This is a genomic window from Arthrobacter humicola, from assembly GCF_039531445.1.
Lineage (GTDB): Bacteria > Actinomycetota > Actinomycetes > Actinomycetales > Micrococcaceae > Arthrobacter > Arthrobacter humicola.
On record NZ_BAAAQB010000012.1, the window covers coordinates 169,245 to 184,844 of the forward strand.

The window sequence follows — 15,600 nt, forward strand, 5'->3', positions numbered from 1 at the left end:
TCGTTCCGTGGGGCGCGGGCAAAGGTGCGGAATGCCGGCGTTCCAGTTAACATTCACTAACTAATGTTCCCGGCGGGCCGCTGCTGCAGGCGGCGCCCGCGTCGAGGCTTCGCGGCCGGGGTTCGGTTCCACATCAAGGAGGATGCATGGACATCAAGGGTACTGTCGCGCTGATTACGGGCGGGGCCTCCGGTCTCGGAGCTGCCACGGCCCGGCGCCTGTTCGACGCCGGCGCATCGGTGGTGCTCGTGGATCTGCCGGGCTCCGCCGGGGCCGCGTTTGCCGCCGAACTCACCGCTTCCGCTCACCGTGGCACGTCCACTGGCGGCGCTGAGGCACGCGGCCGCACGGCCGTCTTTGTCCCCGCCGACGTCACCGACGAAACGCAGGTGCAGGCCGCCGTCGACGCCGCCGTCGCCCTCGGCCCGCTGCGCATCACGGTGAACTGCGCGGGAATCGCCACCCCGGGCAAGGTCCTGGGCCGCGAGGGCGTGCTGCCCCTGGAGACCTTCAACCGCGTCATCCAGATCAACCTCGTGGGCACCTTCAACGTGATCCGCCTGGCCGCGGCCGCGATGGCCGCCACCGAGCCTGTCAGCACGGAACTGGGCGGTCCCGAACGCGGCGTCATCATCAACACCGCATCCGTCGCCGCGTTCGACGGCCAGATCGGCCAGCCCGCCTACGCCGCCTCCAAGGGCGCCGTGGCCGCCATGACGCTGCCGATCGCCCGCGAACTCGCGCGCTCGCTCATCCGGGTGGTCACCATCGCGCCGGGGATCTTCGAGACCCCCATGATGGCCGGACTGCCGCAGGAGGCGCAGGACTCCCTGGGCCAGCAGGTGCCGCACCCCTCGCGGCTGGGCCGTCCAGCCGAATACGCCAACCTCGCAGCGCACATTGTGGACAACGCCATGCTCAACGGTGAGACCATCCGCCTCGACGGCGCCATCCGCATGGGCCCGAAATGACCCGGACCGGGCCGGCCGCCGGGGCAGCACCAGTTGCGGCAGTGGCATCTGTGGCGGGGTTGCCCGCGGCGGACTTCTTCGACTACGAATCCCTGCTCAGCACCGCGGAGCAGGCCAAACTGGCGCAGTTGCGCGAGTTCCTGGCGGCCGAGGTCGCCCCGTTCGCCACGGACTGGTGGAACAAGGCCGAGTTCCCGGCCCATATCCTGCCCAAGCTGGCGGCCCTGGAGCTCAGCGCCCCCGCCCAGCGCGGCTACAGCAACCTGTTCGCCGGGATCGTCATCGCCGAGATGACCCGCGTGGACACCTCGCTCGCGACCTTCTTCCTGGTCCACCATGACCTCTTCGTGGAGTCGCTCTTCGGCTTCGGCTCGGACGAACAGAAGGCGCGCCTGCTCGACGACGCGGCGAACCTGCGCACGACGGGTGCCTTTGCGCTCACCGAACCGGACCACGGTTCGGACGTCGCTGGCGGCATGGAGACCCGGGCCCGGCGGATTCCCGGCGTCGAGGCCGGCGGCGGCGACGTCTGGGTGCTCAACGGCGCCAAGCGCTGGATCGGCAACGGGACGTTCTGCGACTACATGCTGGTCTGGGCCCGGGACGAGGCCGACGGCGGCATCCGGGGCTTCATCGTCGACGCCACCCTGCCCGGCGTGAGCCGGAGCCGGATCGAGAACAAGATCGCCCTGCGCACCGTGCAGAACGCGGATATCGTCTTCACCGACGTCCGCGTGGCCGAGGCGGACCGCTTCGCCGGCATCAGCAGCTTCGAGGACACCAACGAGCTCCTGCGCGGTTCCCGGATCATGGTGGCCTGGCAGGCGGTAGGGCAGCAGCTTGCGGCGTTCGACGTCGCCCGGCAGTACGCCGTCGAACGCCAGCAGTTCGGCCGGCCGCTTGCGAAGTTCCAGCTGGTCCAGCAGCAGCTGGTGACCATGCTCGGCAATGCCGTGGCCAGTATGGGCATGATGGTCCGGATCGCGCAGCTGCAGGACCAGGGTGCCGCGGACATGCCGCAGGTGGCGCTCGCGAAGTCCTACGTCAGCGCCCGGATGCGCGAGACCGTGGCGATGGGCCGGTCCCTGCTGGGCGGCAACGGGATCGTCACGGACTACCGGATGGCAAAGATCTTCTCCGACGCCGAGGCGATCTACACCTACGAGGGCACGTTCGAGATCAACACCCTGATTACGGGGCGGGCCATCACCGGGGTGTCCGCGATCGTCTAAAAGACCGTTTAGAAGAGCCCGGGCTCCTTCTCGCCGGCCTCGATCCGGTAGTCCAGGCTGTTGTTCTTCACCGGCATGGGGCACGTGCCGTACGGGGTGAAGGCGCTGGGGTAGTTGATGGCCCGGTTGAAATCCAGGATCACCGTTCCATCTGGCCGGGGTTTTGCGGTGGAGACCTTGCGCCACTCGTCCGTTGATTCCCCGTTGGTTTCGTCGTGGAACGTCACGGTCAGGGCGCCGAGCTTCTCCTCCTCCGCCTGCAGGCGGAACTCGTGCTCCGAGCCCGGAAGGCGGAAGACGAGCTCGCCGACCGAGCGGTGAATCCCGTCCACCAGCGGGTTGGCGGTGCCGATCGGCACGTCCACGGGCTCCGGATAGGGCACGAACCGGGCCTCGATCACCAGGTCCGGACGGAAGTCGAAGGTGGGCACGCCGTCGAACCCGGTGAACACCGGTGACTGGGAGTCTCTCGTGCGCATGGCGTACTTGCCGGCCCGCATGGCGAGTTCCACTACCACCTGACGGCCGTCGTCGCCGCCGTACTGCACCCACATCAACGATTCCTCGTCGGCGAGTTCGGCACTGACGGTCCCGTCCACGGGTTCGCCGGTCTCCACGAGGGTCAGGCCCTCGGGCGCGGCGGCGGTGAGGCGGGCCGCCCTGCCGTCCGTGGACCAGAGCCCCGGGGCGAGCTCGACGGCGGACGGACGGTCCTCCAGCCACTGAAAGGACGTCAGCGTCAGCCAGCCGTGCTCACTCACGAGGGCCGCGTTGCGGCTGTTCCGGAAGCGCTGCCAGCGGGCGAGCTGGGGATCCTTCGCTGAATCAGTTCCGGGCATGGAATCAGGTGTGGGCTTCGAACGAGTCCCTGGTTCAGGAGTGATCATGGGCACTTCCAGAGGTATCGGCCCAACTAGCTCGCAGCAGGGGTCGCTTTGACGCCTCAAAACGGCCCCTGCTGCGAGTCAGTTGGGGGTGGGTGGAGTTTCGAGGCTGGCTGCCACGAGCTGGGCTGCGGCGGCGCCGGCCGCGGCGGCCGCATCAGGGTCGCCGTCGAGCACCCCGCTGGCCAGCCCGCCGTCGAGCAGCAGGGTCAGGCCGCGGGCCAGCTGGTCCGGGTCGTGCGCGCCGGCGCGCACGGCCAGATCCCTGATCCAGGCGCGGATCTGCTGTTTGTGGGCCACGGTCCGGTCGTGGACCCTGGTGCCGGAGGCCGACTCGGCGGCCGCATTGATGAAGGCGCAGCCGCGGTAGCCGTCGCGCCGGCAGGCCGTGGTCAGGGCATCGAACAGGCCCACGAGCTGCGCGGCGGGGTCTTCCCCGGCGGCTTCGGCTGCGGCGTGAAGCTGCCCGGTCCAGACGCCGTCGACCCTCTCCAGATACGCCAGGATGAGGTCGTCCTTGGCCGGAAAGTACTTGTAGAACGTGGCTTTGGCGACGCCGGACTCGGCGATGATCGTATCGATGCCGGCGGCCCGGAGTCCCTGCGCATAAAAGAGGCGGAAGGCCGTGGCCAGGATCTTCTCCCGGGCCTGCCCGGCGGGGGTCCGGGCAGCCGGCGGGGCGGTGGCTGCTGGCGACGTCATGTCACAATCGTACACAGACAAGTCTGTCTATGCCCGGCTCGTCCTTTATGTAGCGTCCAGCCTGCCCCGTGTTGTCGCCAGCCTATGGGCGTGCGGCCAGGCCCTGCACGAGCAGCTGCCAGACCTCGTGCAGCTCCGAGCCGACGGCCGGATCCGCCCATTCCGCCGCGTGCAGCGGGTGGTGGAACCGTGCGGTCGCGTGCAGGACGGCACGGCCGGCCGTGACCGGATCCGTCACCACAAACTCGCCGCTTCTGACGCCGTCGGCAATGATCTCAGTGATCATGGCGGCCAGATGGTCAACGTGGGCCGCCACCACTTCCCGTGCCTCCGCGGTCAGCTGGCTGAAGGTGGCAAACAGTTCGGGATCATTCAGTGCCAAGCCCTGTTTGATGGCCGCGAGGCGTTCCAGCCAGCGGAGCAGGCGTTCCGCGGCCGGGCCGTTCGTATCCCGGGCAGGATCCAGCGGCTCCACGAGACGGTCCAGCCAGCGCCGGGCCACCGCGTCCCGCAGCGCCACCTTCGTGGGGAAGTGCCGGTACACGCTGCCGTGGCTGACGCCGAGGGCCTTCGCAACGTCCACCACTGTGGCCTTGGTCGGCCCGAAGCGCCGCAGCACATCTTCGGCGGCGTCGAGGATGCGCTCCTCCGTCAGGACGGCGACGGCAGGCGTCACCGGCGTTCGCTGTCGAGCCAGGCCATCTGGCCGGCGTCGTAGCGGGTGCCCGCGGCGGCGCCGGCCGGGACGGCGGCCTCGATCGCTGCCAGGTCTTCGCCGGAGAGGACCAGGTCGGCCGCTCCCAGCGATTCGGTGAGCCGATCGCGACGGCGGGCGCCGACGAGGGGGACGATGTCCTCGCCGCGGGACAGGACCCAAGCAATGGCGAGCTGGGCGACGGTCGCGCCCTTGCGGTCCGCGATGCCGCGCAGCCGTTCGACGAGTTCGAGATTTCGCTGCAGGTTCTCGCCGGAGAATCGGGGGAGGTGGGCCCGGAAATCGCGCCGGTTTCCGGTGCCGGCCGCGGGCCAGTGACCCGATACCAAGCCGCGGGACAGTACGCCGTAGGCGGTGATGCCGATACCGAGTTCGCGGGCCGTCGGCAGGATGTCCTGTTCGATGCCGCGGGAAATCAGGGAGTATTCGATCTGGAGATCGGAGACCGGGTGGACGGCGTTGGCGCGGCGCAGGGTTTCGGCGCCCACTTCGGACAGGCCGATATGGCGGATGAGGCCCTGCTTCACGAGTCCGGCCAGGGCCCCCATGGTCTCTTCCACCGGGACGGTCGGATCGAGGCGGGTGGGCCGGTAAATGTCAACGTAGTCTGTACCCAATCGCCGCAGGCTGTAGGCCAGGAAGTTCTTGATCGCGGCGGGGCGGGTGTCCACGCCGTTCCATCCGCCCCGGGCGTCTCGCAGCGCGCCGAATTTCACGCTAATCAGGGCGTCCTCGCGCCGGCGGCCGCGGAGCGCATCACGCAGCAGCATTTCGTTGTGTCCCATGCCGTAGAAGTCCCCGGTGTCCAGCAGCGTCACGCCGGCGTCGAGGGCGGCATGGATCGTGGCGACGCTCTCAGCGTCGTCTGCCGGTCCATAAAGATCGGACATGCCCATCAGTCCGAGGCCGATGGGAGCCGTGGCGGGGCCCCTGGAGCCCAGGGTGCGGGTGGGGCCGAGGGGAGAAGTAGTCATGGAGAGAGACTACCGCGGACAGCTGACATATTTCAATATTTGTCAGTCGATCGATTCCCAGCGCCCAAGGTGCCCTTTTTTATTGCCGTAGACAGGTCTGTCTGATAGCGTCTTGCCCACACGTAGACGAACCTGTCTACTCCACTGATTCAGAATGAGGATGCCATGAAGATTGCAGTACTGGGAACCGGCATGGTGGGGCGCACGATTGCCGGCGCACTCGCAGGCCTGGGGCACGACGTCGTGATCGGCACCCGCGACCCGCAGGCGACACTTGCCCGGACCGAGCCGGACATGATGGGCACACCGCCGTTCGCCCAATGGCACGCCGCGAACTCCGGAGTCGGCGTCGCCGCGTTTGCCGACGCCGCGGCCGGGGCCGAACTGGTCGTCAACGCCACGAACGGAGGCGGTTCCCTGGCAGCCCTGACCGCTGCGGGCTCCGGGAACCTCGCCGGCAAGGTCATCATGGACATCGCCAACCCGCTGGACTTTTCGCAGGGCATGCCGCCGTCCTTGAACCCGGTGAACACGGACAGCCTGGGCGAGCAGATCCAGCGGACCTTCCCCGAGGCCAAGGTGGTCAAGACGCTGAACACCATGACGGCCTCGGTGATGGTGGATCCGTCGCGGGTGGCCGGCGGCGAGCACTCGGTGTTCGTCTCCGGCAACGACGCCGATGCCAAGGCGGCAGTGACCGGGATCCTCAAGAGTTTCGGCCACCGCGACGTGATCGACCTCGGCGACATCACCAGTGCCCGCGGGGCGGAAATGATCCTGCCGATCTGGTTGCGGATCTGGGGCGCGCTGGGCACGGGCGAGTTCAACTTCAAGATCGCGCGGTAGGTCCCGGAGGGGACTGACACTATCTGAGACGGAATTCCGGACGGGAGTGCCTCCGGGTAACATCCCATGGGAAGAAGTAATCCGGCTCACAGTATCCAGCGCAGTGTACGAGCCACGTCGAACCCTCGAAAGATAGTTTCCATGGCTGACACTGCAATGCATTCCGACACCGATCTTGCGGCCGAACTCCGGGCCGACGTCCGCCGCGTTTCCACCCTTCTCGGCGAATCCCTGGTCCGCCAGCACGGGCCGGAACTCCTGGACCTCGTCGAGCAGGTGCGCCTGCTGACCAAGGAATCCAAGGAGGCCGCCAGGGGCGGGGCCGACGCCACCGGGCCGTGGAGCTCGTACGACGTCGTCGCCCAGGTCCGCGAACTGCTCGGCTCCCTGCCGCTCGAGCAGGCCACCGACCTGGTCCGCGCCTTCGCGTTCTACTTCCACCTGGCGAACGCCGCCGAGCAGGTCCACCGGGTCCGCGGGCTGCGCAGCCGGCAGGAAAAGGACGGCTGGCTCGCCAAAGCCGTCGTTGAGATCGCGGACCAGGCCGGCAGTTCCGTGCTGCAGGAAGTCGTCAACGAACTCGACGTCCGCCCCATCTTCACAGCGCACCCCACCGAGGCCTCCCGCCGCTCGGTGCTGGACAAGATCCGCCGGCTCTCGGACATCCTTGCCGAATCGACGGCGGAGGGCACGTCCGCGCGCCGACGCCAGGACCGTCACCTGTCCGAAGTGATCGACCAGATGTGGCAGACCGACGAACTCCGCCAGGTCCGGCCGACCCCCGTCGATGAAGCCCGGAACGCCATCTACTACCTCACCGGCATCCTCAGCGACGCCATGCCGGAAATGCTCTCGGACCTGTCCGAGCTGCTCGCCGAGCACGGCGTCACGCTGCCGACGCAGAAGGCGCCGATCCGCTTCGGCTCCTGGATCGGCGGCGACCGCGACGGCAACCCCAACGTCACCGCCGCGGTCACCCGCGAGATCCTCCAGATCCAGAACCAGCACGCCGTGCGGATCAGCATCGGCCTGATCGACGGGCTGATCTCCATCCTGTCCAACTCGACCGCGCTGGCCGGGGCGGACCAGGAACTCCTGGACTCGATCGACGTCGACCTCAAGAACCTGCCCGGCCTGGACCGCCGTGTCCTCGAGCTCAACGCGCAGGAGCCGTACCGGCTGAAGCTGACCTGCATCAAAGCCAAGCTCATCAACACCGGCCGTCGGGTCGCCGCCGGATCCGCGCACGAGCCCGGCCGCGACTACGTCGCCACCGCCGAGCTCCTCGCCGAACTCGGCCTGCTGGAACGCTCGCTGCGGAACCACCACGCCGCGCTTGCCGCCGACGGCGCCCTGTCCCGGGTCCGCCGCGCCATCGCCTCCTTCGGCCTGCACCTGGCCACCCTCGACATCCGCGAACACGCCGACCACCACCATGACGCCGTCGGGCAGCTGATGGACCGCCTCGGCGGCCCGGGCGTCCGGTACGCGGAGCTCAGCCGCGCCGAGCGGCTTGAGGTCCTGGGCTCCGAACTCGCGTCCCGGCGCCCGCTCTCGGGCCACCCGATCAAGCTCGACGGCGTCGCCGACGGCACGTACGACGTCTTCCGGGAGATCCGGCGCGCCCTGCGCACCTACGGCCCCGACGTGATCGAGACCTACATCATCTCCATGACCCGCGGCGCGGACGACGTCCTGGCCGCGGCCGTTCTGGCCCGCGAGGCCGGCCTGGTCAGCCTCTTCGGCGAGGCGCCGTACGCCAAGATCGGCTTCGCCCCGCTGCTGGAGACCGTGGAGGAGCTGCGCGCCTCGGCCGAGATCGTGGACCGGCTGCTCTCGGATTCGTCCTACCGCGAGCTGGTCCGGCTGCGCGGCGATGTGCAGGAAATCATGCTCGGCTATTCGGACTCAAACAAGGAATCCGGCGTCATGACGAGCCAGTGGGAAATCTACAAGACCCAGCGCAAGCTCCGGGACGTGGCGGCGAAGCACGGCGTCCGGGTGCGCCTCTTCCACGGCCGCGGCGGCTCCGTGGGCCGCGGCGGCGGACCGACCTACGACGCCATCATGGCCCAGCCCAACGGCGTGCTCGAAGGGGAGATCAAGTTCACCGAGCAGGGCGAGGTCATCTCGGACAAGTACTCCCTGCCGGAACTGGCCCGCGAAAACCTGGAACTCTCCCTCGCCGCGGTGATGCAGGGCTCGGCGCTGCACCGTGCGCCGCGGACCTCCGAGGACCAGCGCGTGCGCTACGGCCACGTCATGGAAACCGTCTCCGACGCCGCGTTTGCCCGCTACCGCACGCTGATTGACGACCCCGACCTGCCCGCGTACTTCATGGCCTCCACCCCGGTGGAGCAGCTGGGGTCGCTGAACATCGGATCCCGCCCGTCCAAGCGGCCCGATTCCGGCGCCGGCCTTGAGGGCCTGCGGGCCATTCCGTGGGTCTTCGGCTGGACGCAGTCACGGCAGATCGTGCCGGGCTGGTTCGGCGTCGGCTCCGGCCTCAAAGCCGCGCGGGAGGCCGGAAACTCGGCCCAGCTCAAGGAGATGATCGAGGGCTGGCACTTCTTCCGCTCCGTGCTTTCCAATGTTGAGATGACCCTTGCCAAGACGGACATGGACATTGCCGGCTACTACGTCTCCACCCTGGTGCCGGAGGAACTGCACCACCTGTTCCACACCATCCGGGCAGAGTATGAGCTGACCGTGGCGGAAATTCAGAACCTCACCGGCGAGCACGTGATCCTCGACGCCCAGCCCACCCTCAAGCGCTCACTGGAGATCCGGGACCAGTACCTCGATCCGATCAGCTACCTGCAGGTGGAACTCCTGCGCCGCGTCCGGGCCGAGGCCGGGGCGAGCATCTCCGGCGCCGAGATCGACGAGCGACTCCAGCGCGCCATGCTGATCACCGTCAACGGCGTCGCCGCCGGGCTACGCAACACGGGCTAACCGGCCCCCGTTTCGATCCTCCCTCAGGATCTGCGGGAGGATCGGAGGGCCGATAGGGTTGTTTCATGCCGTCGTTCCAGACCAGACTGAAGATCACCGGACTCAAGCCGGGCAACCACCCGGAAGCGGTCATGGCCGCGGCTGTCGAGGCGCTCGGGACGCGGCACCACGTCGAATCCCACCAGCTTGACCTCGCCGGCGGCGTGCCGCAGCTGAATCTGCGCTTCCTGGTCGACGCCACCGCGTACAGCACCGAGAACAGCCAGGCGCTCGAATCGGCCGCCATGATGCGCGACGCCGTCGAACGCGTTGCGCTTACCGGTGCGCTGACGGTGCTGCGGCGCAGCCGAGGCCGCTGGGCGCCAGTCTAGAAAGTTCGGGCGTCTAGAAGTCGAGTTCCTCGTCCGGGTCGCCGGGGGCGGGCGCGACGGGGGACCGGCTGCCCCGCCGCCGCGTCACGATCACGCCCACGATCGCGCCGATCAGCAGCCCGACGCCCACACCGATCAGGGAGCTTGCCCAGAAGGGGAGCCGGGTGGCCGAACCTGTGAAATAGCCCAGCGCCACGGACCAGCTGGCCCAGAGCAGGCCGCCGAGGGCCGCGCAGAGGCTGAACCCGCGCGTCGAAACGTTCGCGATGCCTGCCGCAGCCGTCGTGGCGAGCCGTCCGCCGGGGATGAAACGGAGGCCGATGATCGCGCCATACGTGGAGGACCGGCCTGCCTTCGCAATCGCCGAGTGCACAGCCGCGTGGAACTGCAGGCCCCATTTCCAGCGGTCAAGCACGTGGCTGAGCCGCCGCTTGAACAGTTGGAACACCAGCAGATCCCCCAGCCAGGAGGACACGGCGGCGAGGAGCACTACGAGGAAGCCGTTGACGTGGCCCTCCGCGGAGAGCGCGCCGCCGGTGATGACGAGCATTTCTGAGGGGATGGGCGGAAAGATGGCATCGCCGATCACGAAGGGGAAGATCCAGAAATAGATCGCGGCGCCCCAGCTGTCCGCATTTCCGAAGTCCATGGGCACAAGGTACCGCACTTCCAGCCTGCTATCGGGCTTCGCTCAGGTTCAGGCCGCTGCGGTATTCCACCGGGATCCCCGAGATGGGGTCGATGAAACGGATTCCGCGGGCCAGGAGCTGTAGCGGCTTGGTGTAATCGTCCGGGGCTTTGTCCAGCAGTTCCGGGTAGAACGCATCGTTGACGATCCCCAGCCCGAGGGAGGCCATGTGCACGCGGAGCTGATGGGTTTTCCCCGAGTGCGGCTCCAGCCGGTACAGCGCCCGGCGTCCGGGGCCGCCGTCGTTACTGCCTAGTGGGCCGCCGTCGGTCTCGCGTGAAACATGCGCGTTGGCGTCCGTTGCGCCGGTGGCGTCAAATGTCCGCAGCCGCTCGATCCGGGTTTCCGCGTTGGGTTCGCCGTCAATGACCTCGGCGAGCAGGTAGCTGCGGGACTTGGTCATCCGGTTGCGCACCACCACGGGGAAGTCGACCGCGGGGTGGCCCGGGGCCGGTTCGGCGGCGGACACGCACTCGTATTCCTTCTGGACTTGGCGCTTTTCGAACAACACTTGGTACTTGCCCCGGGTCTCGGGGTTCGTGGAGAGCAGCAGGATGCCGGCCGTCATACGGTCCAGGCGGTGCATCGGGATGAGGTCCGGCAGGCCGAGCTGGTTCCGGAGCCGGACCAGGGCTGACTCCTGGATGTACGTCCCGCCGGGGGTGGTGGGCAGGAAGTGCGGCTTGTCCACGACCAGCAGGTGATCGTCCTGGTGCAGGATGGTCAGCTCCACGGGGATCCGCGTCTCCGGCGGCAGGGTGCGGTAGTACCAGATGAAGGTGTGGTCCTGCAGCGGCGTGGCGCGGTCCAAGGCCACCCCGGCCTCGCCAACGATCTCGCCGGCGTCGAACCGGTCCTCGATACCCTGCGGATCGATGTGCCCCCAGCGGTGCATCATGTAATCCAGCGCCGTCTCCCAGGGCCCCTCGGCCGGCAGGCGCAGGCGCGTTGCATTGACGCCGTCGCGCACGGGGAGGGGGGATTGCATCACGGGTCTATTCTACGTGTGCGCCTCTTGCCCACCGTCCCGCGCGCGGCCCGCCCACCCCGCGCCCCCTGCCCCGCCTCTGCGCCTGCCCCGCCTCTGCGCCCAGTTCGCCGGACGGGTGCGAATTCGCCGGAAGCTTACGGCGAACTGGTACGTCTCCGGCGAACTCGCGAAACCGGGCCTGCGGTCCGCCGGTACCCGCCGACCAGAAAAAAGTTCTTGACAAATAAAATTGTCGGCGAGCAGACTTGAAGCATGTTGGATATCGAAGTGATCGAGGATCCGGCCGCTGCGGAGGCCTCCCTGGACCCGATCCGGACCCGGATCCTGCGCGAGCTGGCCGAGCCCGGCTCGGCAACGCAGCTCGCCGCGAAGGTGGGCCTGCCTCGGCAGAAGGTGAACTACCACCTCAAAGCCCTCGAACGGCACGGGCTCGTCGAGCTCGTCGAGGAGCGGCGGCGAGGCAACGTCACCGAACGCATCCTGCAGGCGACGGCGGCGTCGTACCTGATTTCGCCGGCGGCGCTGGCTTCCGTGGCGCCGGACCCGCACCGGTTCTCGGACCGCTTCTCGGCCTTCTGGCTGCTGGCGCTTGCCGCACGCATGGTCCAGGAGATGGGCCAGCTGATCGCCGGTGCGGCCGCGGCCAAACAGAAACTTGCCACCTTCGCGATCGACGGCGAGATCACTTTCCGCTCGGCGGCCGACCGGGCGGCCTTTGCCGAGGAGCTCGGCGTCGCCGTGACCCGACTCGTGGACAAATACCACGACGCCGGAAGGGGACCCGCAGCGGGTTCCCCGGCGGCGGGACGCAGGCACCGGCTCGTCGTCGCGCTCCACCCGGCCCTCAAAGCGCCGGCAGCCAAACCGGCGCCCGCCGATTCACACGCCACAGACGGACAAACTACAGACCCGCAAGCTAAGGAGCAGGACAATGACTGACAAGCGTGAATTTGAGATCGTCTACGACACCGAACTCCCCGGCACCCCGGAGCGGGTGTGGGAGGCCGTCACCAAGGACACCCCGGCCTGGATGTTCCCCACGGACCAGTGGCCGGCGGTCCGGACCGTGGATGAGTACCCGGCACACCTCGTGTCCCGGATGGACGGTCCGGATGGCTGGTTCAACCAGCTCGAGCACGTCCTGGAACCGCTCGACGGCGGCCGCGCCCGGCTGCACTACGTGCACAGTGGCATTTTCGCGGACAACTGGGATGAGCAGTACGACGGCGCCAGCAAGCACACCGCGTTTTATCTGCACACTTTGGGTCAGTACCTGAAGTACTTCGACGGCAAGCCCGTGGTCTTCACTGACATCCAGGCGCCGGACGCATCGCAGACCCCGGACGGCTTCGACCGGCTCAAGAAGGTCCTTGGCGTTGGCGCTGCGGCCCAGGGGGACACGGTCCGGCTGGAGCTCGACGGCGTCGGCCCGCTCACCGGCGAAGTGGACTTCGCCAACGAGAACTTCCTTGGGCTGCGGACCGCGGATACGATGTACCGCTTCTTCGGGCGCAACGCCTTCGGGGCACCGGTGGGCATGACCGTGCACGACTTCAGCGGCGCCGGGGACTCCGCGGCGACGGAGAAGGCCTGGGCCGGGTTCCTGGCGAAGGTGTACGCGTAGGGCCGCGACACGCATCCCGCGTGGCGAGGCGCATTCCACCTGGTGACGCGCATCCCGGCCGGCGACGCGCAAATGCCTTGTCGACACCCGGATTCGGGCGTCGACAAGGCATTTGCGCGGCGTAGGAAAGCGTAGGCCGCGCCGGTTCGTTTGCGCGGCGCAGGAAAGTGTGGGCGTCGCAGGGTCGTTTGCGCAGCGTAGGAAAAGGTGGGCCGCGCGGGGTCGTTTGCGCAGCGCAGGATAGTGTGGTGTCGCCGGGTGTCGTTCCCCGCCACGGCTGCGCTCAGGCGATGGCGACAGCTGGCGGTCCCGTCAGGTCCCGGCGGCCGGCGAGCTCTCTTCGCAGTTGCGGCGATGCCTCGAGCCGGTCCTGCGCGGCCCGTAAGGCCAGGACCGCCGTCTTCAGTTGGTCCGGGGGCAGGGTGAACGGCAGCCGCAGGTATTGCTCGAACGCGCCGCCGACGCCGAAACGGGGTCCGGCGGCGAGCCGGATTCCGACGTCGGGAGCCACCACCGCGAGGGCGGTGCTGATCGGCGCCGGGAGACGGCACCAGAGGGACAGTCCGCCGTCGGGCCGTTCCGGCTCCCAGCCCGGCAGGTGCTCGCGCACCAGTTCCAGCAGGGTGTCCCGGTTCTCGCGCAGCGCGGCGAGCCGGGCCGGGAGCGGCTCGGCGATGGCGTTGACCAGATGCGCCGCGGCAAGCTGTTCCACCACGGGGCCGCCGAGGTCCAGGGTGGTGCGGGCGGCGGCGAAGCGCTGGATGAGGGGTTCGCTGGCCCGGATCCAGCCGGTCCGCAGCCCCGCCCAGTGCGACTTGCTGAGGGAGCCGAGGGAGACCACCGCCGGGCTGAACGCGGCCATGGGAGCGGAGTCGGCGCCGTCGAGGTTCAGCTCCCGCAAGGTCTCGTCCACCACCAGCACGGTGCCCGATGCCGCTGCGGCCTTCACGAGGCGGCGCCGCTGGGCGTCGGGCATCAGCCGGCCCGTGGGGTTGTGGAAGTCCGGCACCACATAGGCCATCGCGGGCCGCTGCTGCAGTAGCGCTGATTCCATGGCCTCGAAGTCCCAGCCGCCTGCACCGTGGTGAGGAACGCCGTGGTGGCCAATTCCTTGGTGGCTAGCGCCGTTGCCCGCCGTGCCGGTGTGGCCTGTGCCGGTGCGGCCCGTGCCCGTCGGCCCTGGGGCGGGCATGGCCACGGGAACCGGGCGGCAGCCCGCGGCCCGGATGGCGTCGAGGGCGTTCGGGTAGCTCGGATGTTCCACGAGCACCTTGGTGCCCGAGCGGCCGGCCAGGGTGCGGAGCACAATGTTCAGGGCATGCTGTGCGCCCGAGGTGACCAGGATCTGCCCGGCCTTGGTCGGAACACCCGCGGCGGTGTACCGCGCTGCGATAGCTTCGCGGAGCGGGCCCACGCCCAGGGCGTCGTAGCCGAAGCCCGGCAGCAGTGCCGGCAGCTCCGTCAGCGCCGCGGCAAAGGCCCGGTGCACCACTTCGCCGCTGGCGGGCAGGGACGCGTAGGCCAGGTCCAGGATTCCGTCCGGCACCGCCAGACCCGGAGCGCCGCTGAGCCGCAGGGCGCCATCAGGGCCGCCGGCATGCGCGGGCCCCTGGCTCGGGATGCAGCTGCGGCTCCGGCTGCCCTGACCGCTGCTGAGGAAGCCCTGCTCGCGCAGCAGAGCGTACGCCGAAGTTACCGTCGTGCGGCTGATTCCAAGGCTTACGGCCAGGGAGCGCTCGCTCGGCAGGGCGACATCCAGGGCAATGCGCCCGTCGAGGATGAGCAGGCGGACGACGTCGGCCAGCTCGCGGTAGGCGGGTGCAGCACCAACGTTCCACTCGCCCAGCTGGCGGGCCAGTGATCCGGGCGTCAGAGAAATCGGCATGTAGCCAGTATTCCAAACTGGCTATGGATTACAAGGCCAGTTTTCGTGGAGGATGGAGTCCATGTTGACCCGCAGACTCCTCCAGCTCCTGATCGGCCTCGCCATGTACGGCGTTTCGCTCGCAATGTTCATCCGGGCCGGCCTGGGACTGGATCCCTGGGACGTCTTCCACCAGGGACTCGCTGTTAAGACCGGGCTGAGCATCGGCACGGTGGTGGTGATCGTCAGCTTCCTCGTCCTGCTCTTTTGGATTCCGCTCCGGCAGTGGCCCGGCGTCGGCACTCTGTGCAACGCCGTGCTGGTGGGTGTGTTCGCGGACGTCGGACTGGCCCTCATCCCGAAGTTCTCGCACCTTGGCGGCCAGATCGGAATGCTCGCGGGGGCCATCGTGCTCAACGGCATCGCCTCTGCCTGCTACATCGGCGCCCGCCTCGGACCCGGGGCCCGGGACGGACTCATGACGGGACTCGCCCGGCGCACGGGCTGGTCGGTGCGGGCCTCCCGCACCGGGATCGAAGTGGTGGTCCTCGGGGCCGGCTGGCTGCTGGGCGGTTCTGTTGGTGTGGGCACGGTGCTGTACGCGCTGGCGATCGGCCCGCTGGTGCAGTTGTTGCTGCCGCGGTTCACCGTGCCGGAAGTGAAGCGGCCCGAGATCCCGGTGGCGGCGGCCGACACCGCCGTCGCGGCTTCTTGAGCGCGACTTCTTGACCGCGGCTTCCTGACCTCCGAATCCTGAGCGGTCCATCCGGTACCCGCATCTTG

At 68.6% G+C, this 15,600-nt stretch carries 15 protein-coding genes; 8 read left to right on the forward strand and 7 right to left on the reverse strand.

Annotated elements, in window-relative coordinates; all coding sequences use genetic code 11:
- The first annotated feature begins 146 nt into the window (after positions 1 to 146).
- Complete coding sequence (locus ABD243_RS05215) at positions 147 to 971, forward strand: SDR family NAD(P)-dependent oxidoreductase (protein WP_344362833.1); 825 nt, start codon at positions 147 to 149, stop codon at positions 969 to 971.
- On the forward strand, positions 968 to 2,203 hold the full coding sequence (locus ABD243_RS05220) for an acyl-CoA dehydrogenase family protein (protein WP_344362838.1): 1,236 nt from the start codon (positions 968 to 970) through the stop codon (positions 2,201 to 2,203). Before ABD243_RS05215 ends, ABD243_RS05220 begins: the two co-directional genes overlap by 4 nt.
- 8 nt (positions 2,204 to 2,211) lie before the next feature.
- Here ABD243_RS05220 and ABD243_RS05225 read toward each other — a convergent pair whose 3' ends face one another.
- The 4 genes from ABD243_RS05225 to ABD243_RS05240 form a co-directional block, all read right to left on the reverse strand.
- On the reverse strand, positions 2,212 to 3,042 hold the full coding sequence (locus ABD243_RS05225; RefSeq protein WP_344362842.1) for a DUF1684 domain-containing protein: 831 nt from the start codon (positions 3,040 to 3,042) through the stop codon (positions 2,212 to 2,214).
- Between the two features lie 126 nt (positions 3,043 to 3,168).
- Complete coding sequence (locus tag ABD243_RS05230; protein WP_116767095.1) at positions 3,169 to 3,789, reverse strand: TetR/AcrR family transcriptional regulator; 621 nt, start codon at positions 3,787 to 3,789, stop codon at positions 3,169 to 3,171.
- A gap of 82 nt (positions 3,790 to 3,871) precedes the next feature.
- Positions 3,872 to 4,465 (reverse strand): TetR/AcrR family transcriptional regulator, encoded by a 594-nt coding sequence (locus ABD243_RS05235; protein ID WP_344362844.1) that lies wholly within the window; start codon positions 4,463 to 4,465, stop codon positions 3,872 to 3,874.
- Positions 4,462 to 5,478, reverse strand: a complete 1,017-nt coding sequence (locus ABD243_RS05240; protein ID WP_116767093.1) for an aldo/keto reductase — start codon at positions 5,476 to 5,478, stop codon at positions 4,462 to 4,464. Before ABD243_RS05240 ends, ABD243_RS05235 begins: the two co-directional genes overlap by 4 nt.
- A 165-nt stretch (positions 5,479 to 5,643) precedes the next feature.
- Here ABD243_RS05240 and ABD243_RS05245 point away from each other — a divergent pair, with 165 nt between their 5' ends.
- From ABD243_RS05245 to ABD243_RS05255, 3 genes are all read left to right on the forward strand, one after another.
- A complete protein-coding gene (locus tag ABD243_RS05245) occupies positions 5,644 to 6,324 on the forward strand; it encodes an NADPH-dependent F420 reductase (protein ID WP_344362849.1) in 681 nt (226 codons plus the stop codon).
- Between the two features lie 141 nt (positions 6,325 to 6,465).
- On the forward strand, positions 6,466 to 9,279 hold the full coding sequence (gene ppc, locus ABD243_RS05250; protein WP_344362851.1) for a phosphoenolpyruvate carboxylase: 2,814 nt from the start codon (positions 6,466 to 6,468) through the stop codon (positions 9,277 to 9,279).
- A gap of 65 nt (positions 9,280 to 9,344) precedes the next feature.
- On the forward strand, positions 9,345 to 9,650 hold the full coding sequence (locus ABD243_RS05255) for a hypothetical protein (protein WP_116767090.1): 306 nt from the start codon (positions 9,345 to 9,347) through the stop codon (positions 9,648 to 9,650).
- A gap of 13 nt (positions 9,651 to 9,663) precedes the next feature.
- On the opposite strand, the gene ABD243_RS05260 is transcribed toward ABD243_RS05255, so the two are convergent.
- Both ABD243_RS05260 and ABD243_RS05265 read right to left on the reverse strand, forming a co-directional pair.
- The gene (locus ABD243_RS05260; protein ID WP_344362854.1) at positions 9,664 to 10,299 is read right to left on the reverse strand and encodes a DedA family protein; all 636 of its coding nucleotides are present in this window, start codon (positions 10,297 to 10,299) and stop codon (positions 9,664 to 9,666) included.
- 28 nt (positions 10,300 to 10,327) lie between these two features.
- Positions 10,328 to 11,326, reverse strand: coding sequence for an RluA family pseudouridine synthase (locus ABD243_RS05265; protein WP_344363125.1), 999 nt, complete (start codon positions 11,324 to 11,326; stop codon positions 10,328 to 10,330).
- A 255-nt stretch (positions 11,327 to 11,581) separates the two neighbouring features.
- On the opposite strand from ABD243_RS05265, the gene ABD243_RS05270 reads away from it, so the two are divergent.
- Together ABD243_RS05270 and ABD243_RS05275 are read left to right on the forward strand one after the other, a co-directional pair.
- A complete protein-coding gene (locus ABD243_RS05270) occupies positions 11,582 to 12,268 on the forward strand; it encodes a helix-turn-helix domain-containing protein (RefSeq protein ID WP_344362856.1) in 687 nt (228 codons plus the stop codon).
- Positions 12,261 to 12,953 carry an SRPBCC family protein gene (locus ABD243_RS05275; protein WP_344362859.1) on the forward strand — a complete coding sequence of 231 codons (693 nt, stop codon included), beginning with the start codon at positions 12,261 to 12,263 and terminating at the stop codon, positions 12,951 to 12,953. Before ABD243_RS05270 ends, ABD243_RS05275 begins: the two co-directional genes overlap by 8 nt.
- A 283-nt stretch (positions 12,954 to 13,236) precedes the next feature.
- Here ABD243_RS05275 and ABD243_RS05280 read toward each other — a convergent pair whose 3' ends face one another.
- Positions 13,237 to 14,838 carry an aminotransferase-like domain-containing protein gene (locus ABD243_RS05280; protein WP_344362861.1) on the reverse strand — a complete coding sequence of 534 codons (1,602 nt, stop codon included), beginning with the start codon at positions 14,836 to 14,838 and terminating at the stop codon, positions 13,237 to 13,239.
- 61 nt (positions 14,839 to 14,899) lie between these two features.
- On the opposite strand from ABD243_RS05280, the gene yczE reads away from it, so the two are divergent.
- Positions 14,900 to 15,532, forward strand: a complete 633-nt coding sequence (gene yczE, locus ABD243_RS05285; RefSeq protein WP_344362864.1) for a membrane protein YczE — start codon at positions 14,900 to 14,902, stop codon at positions 15,530 to 15,532.
- Positions 15,533 to 15,600 lie beyond the last annotated feature (68 nt).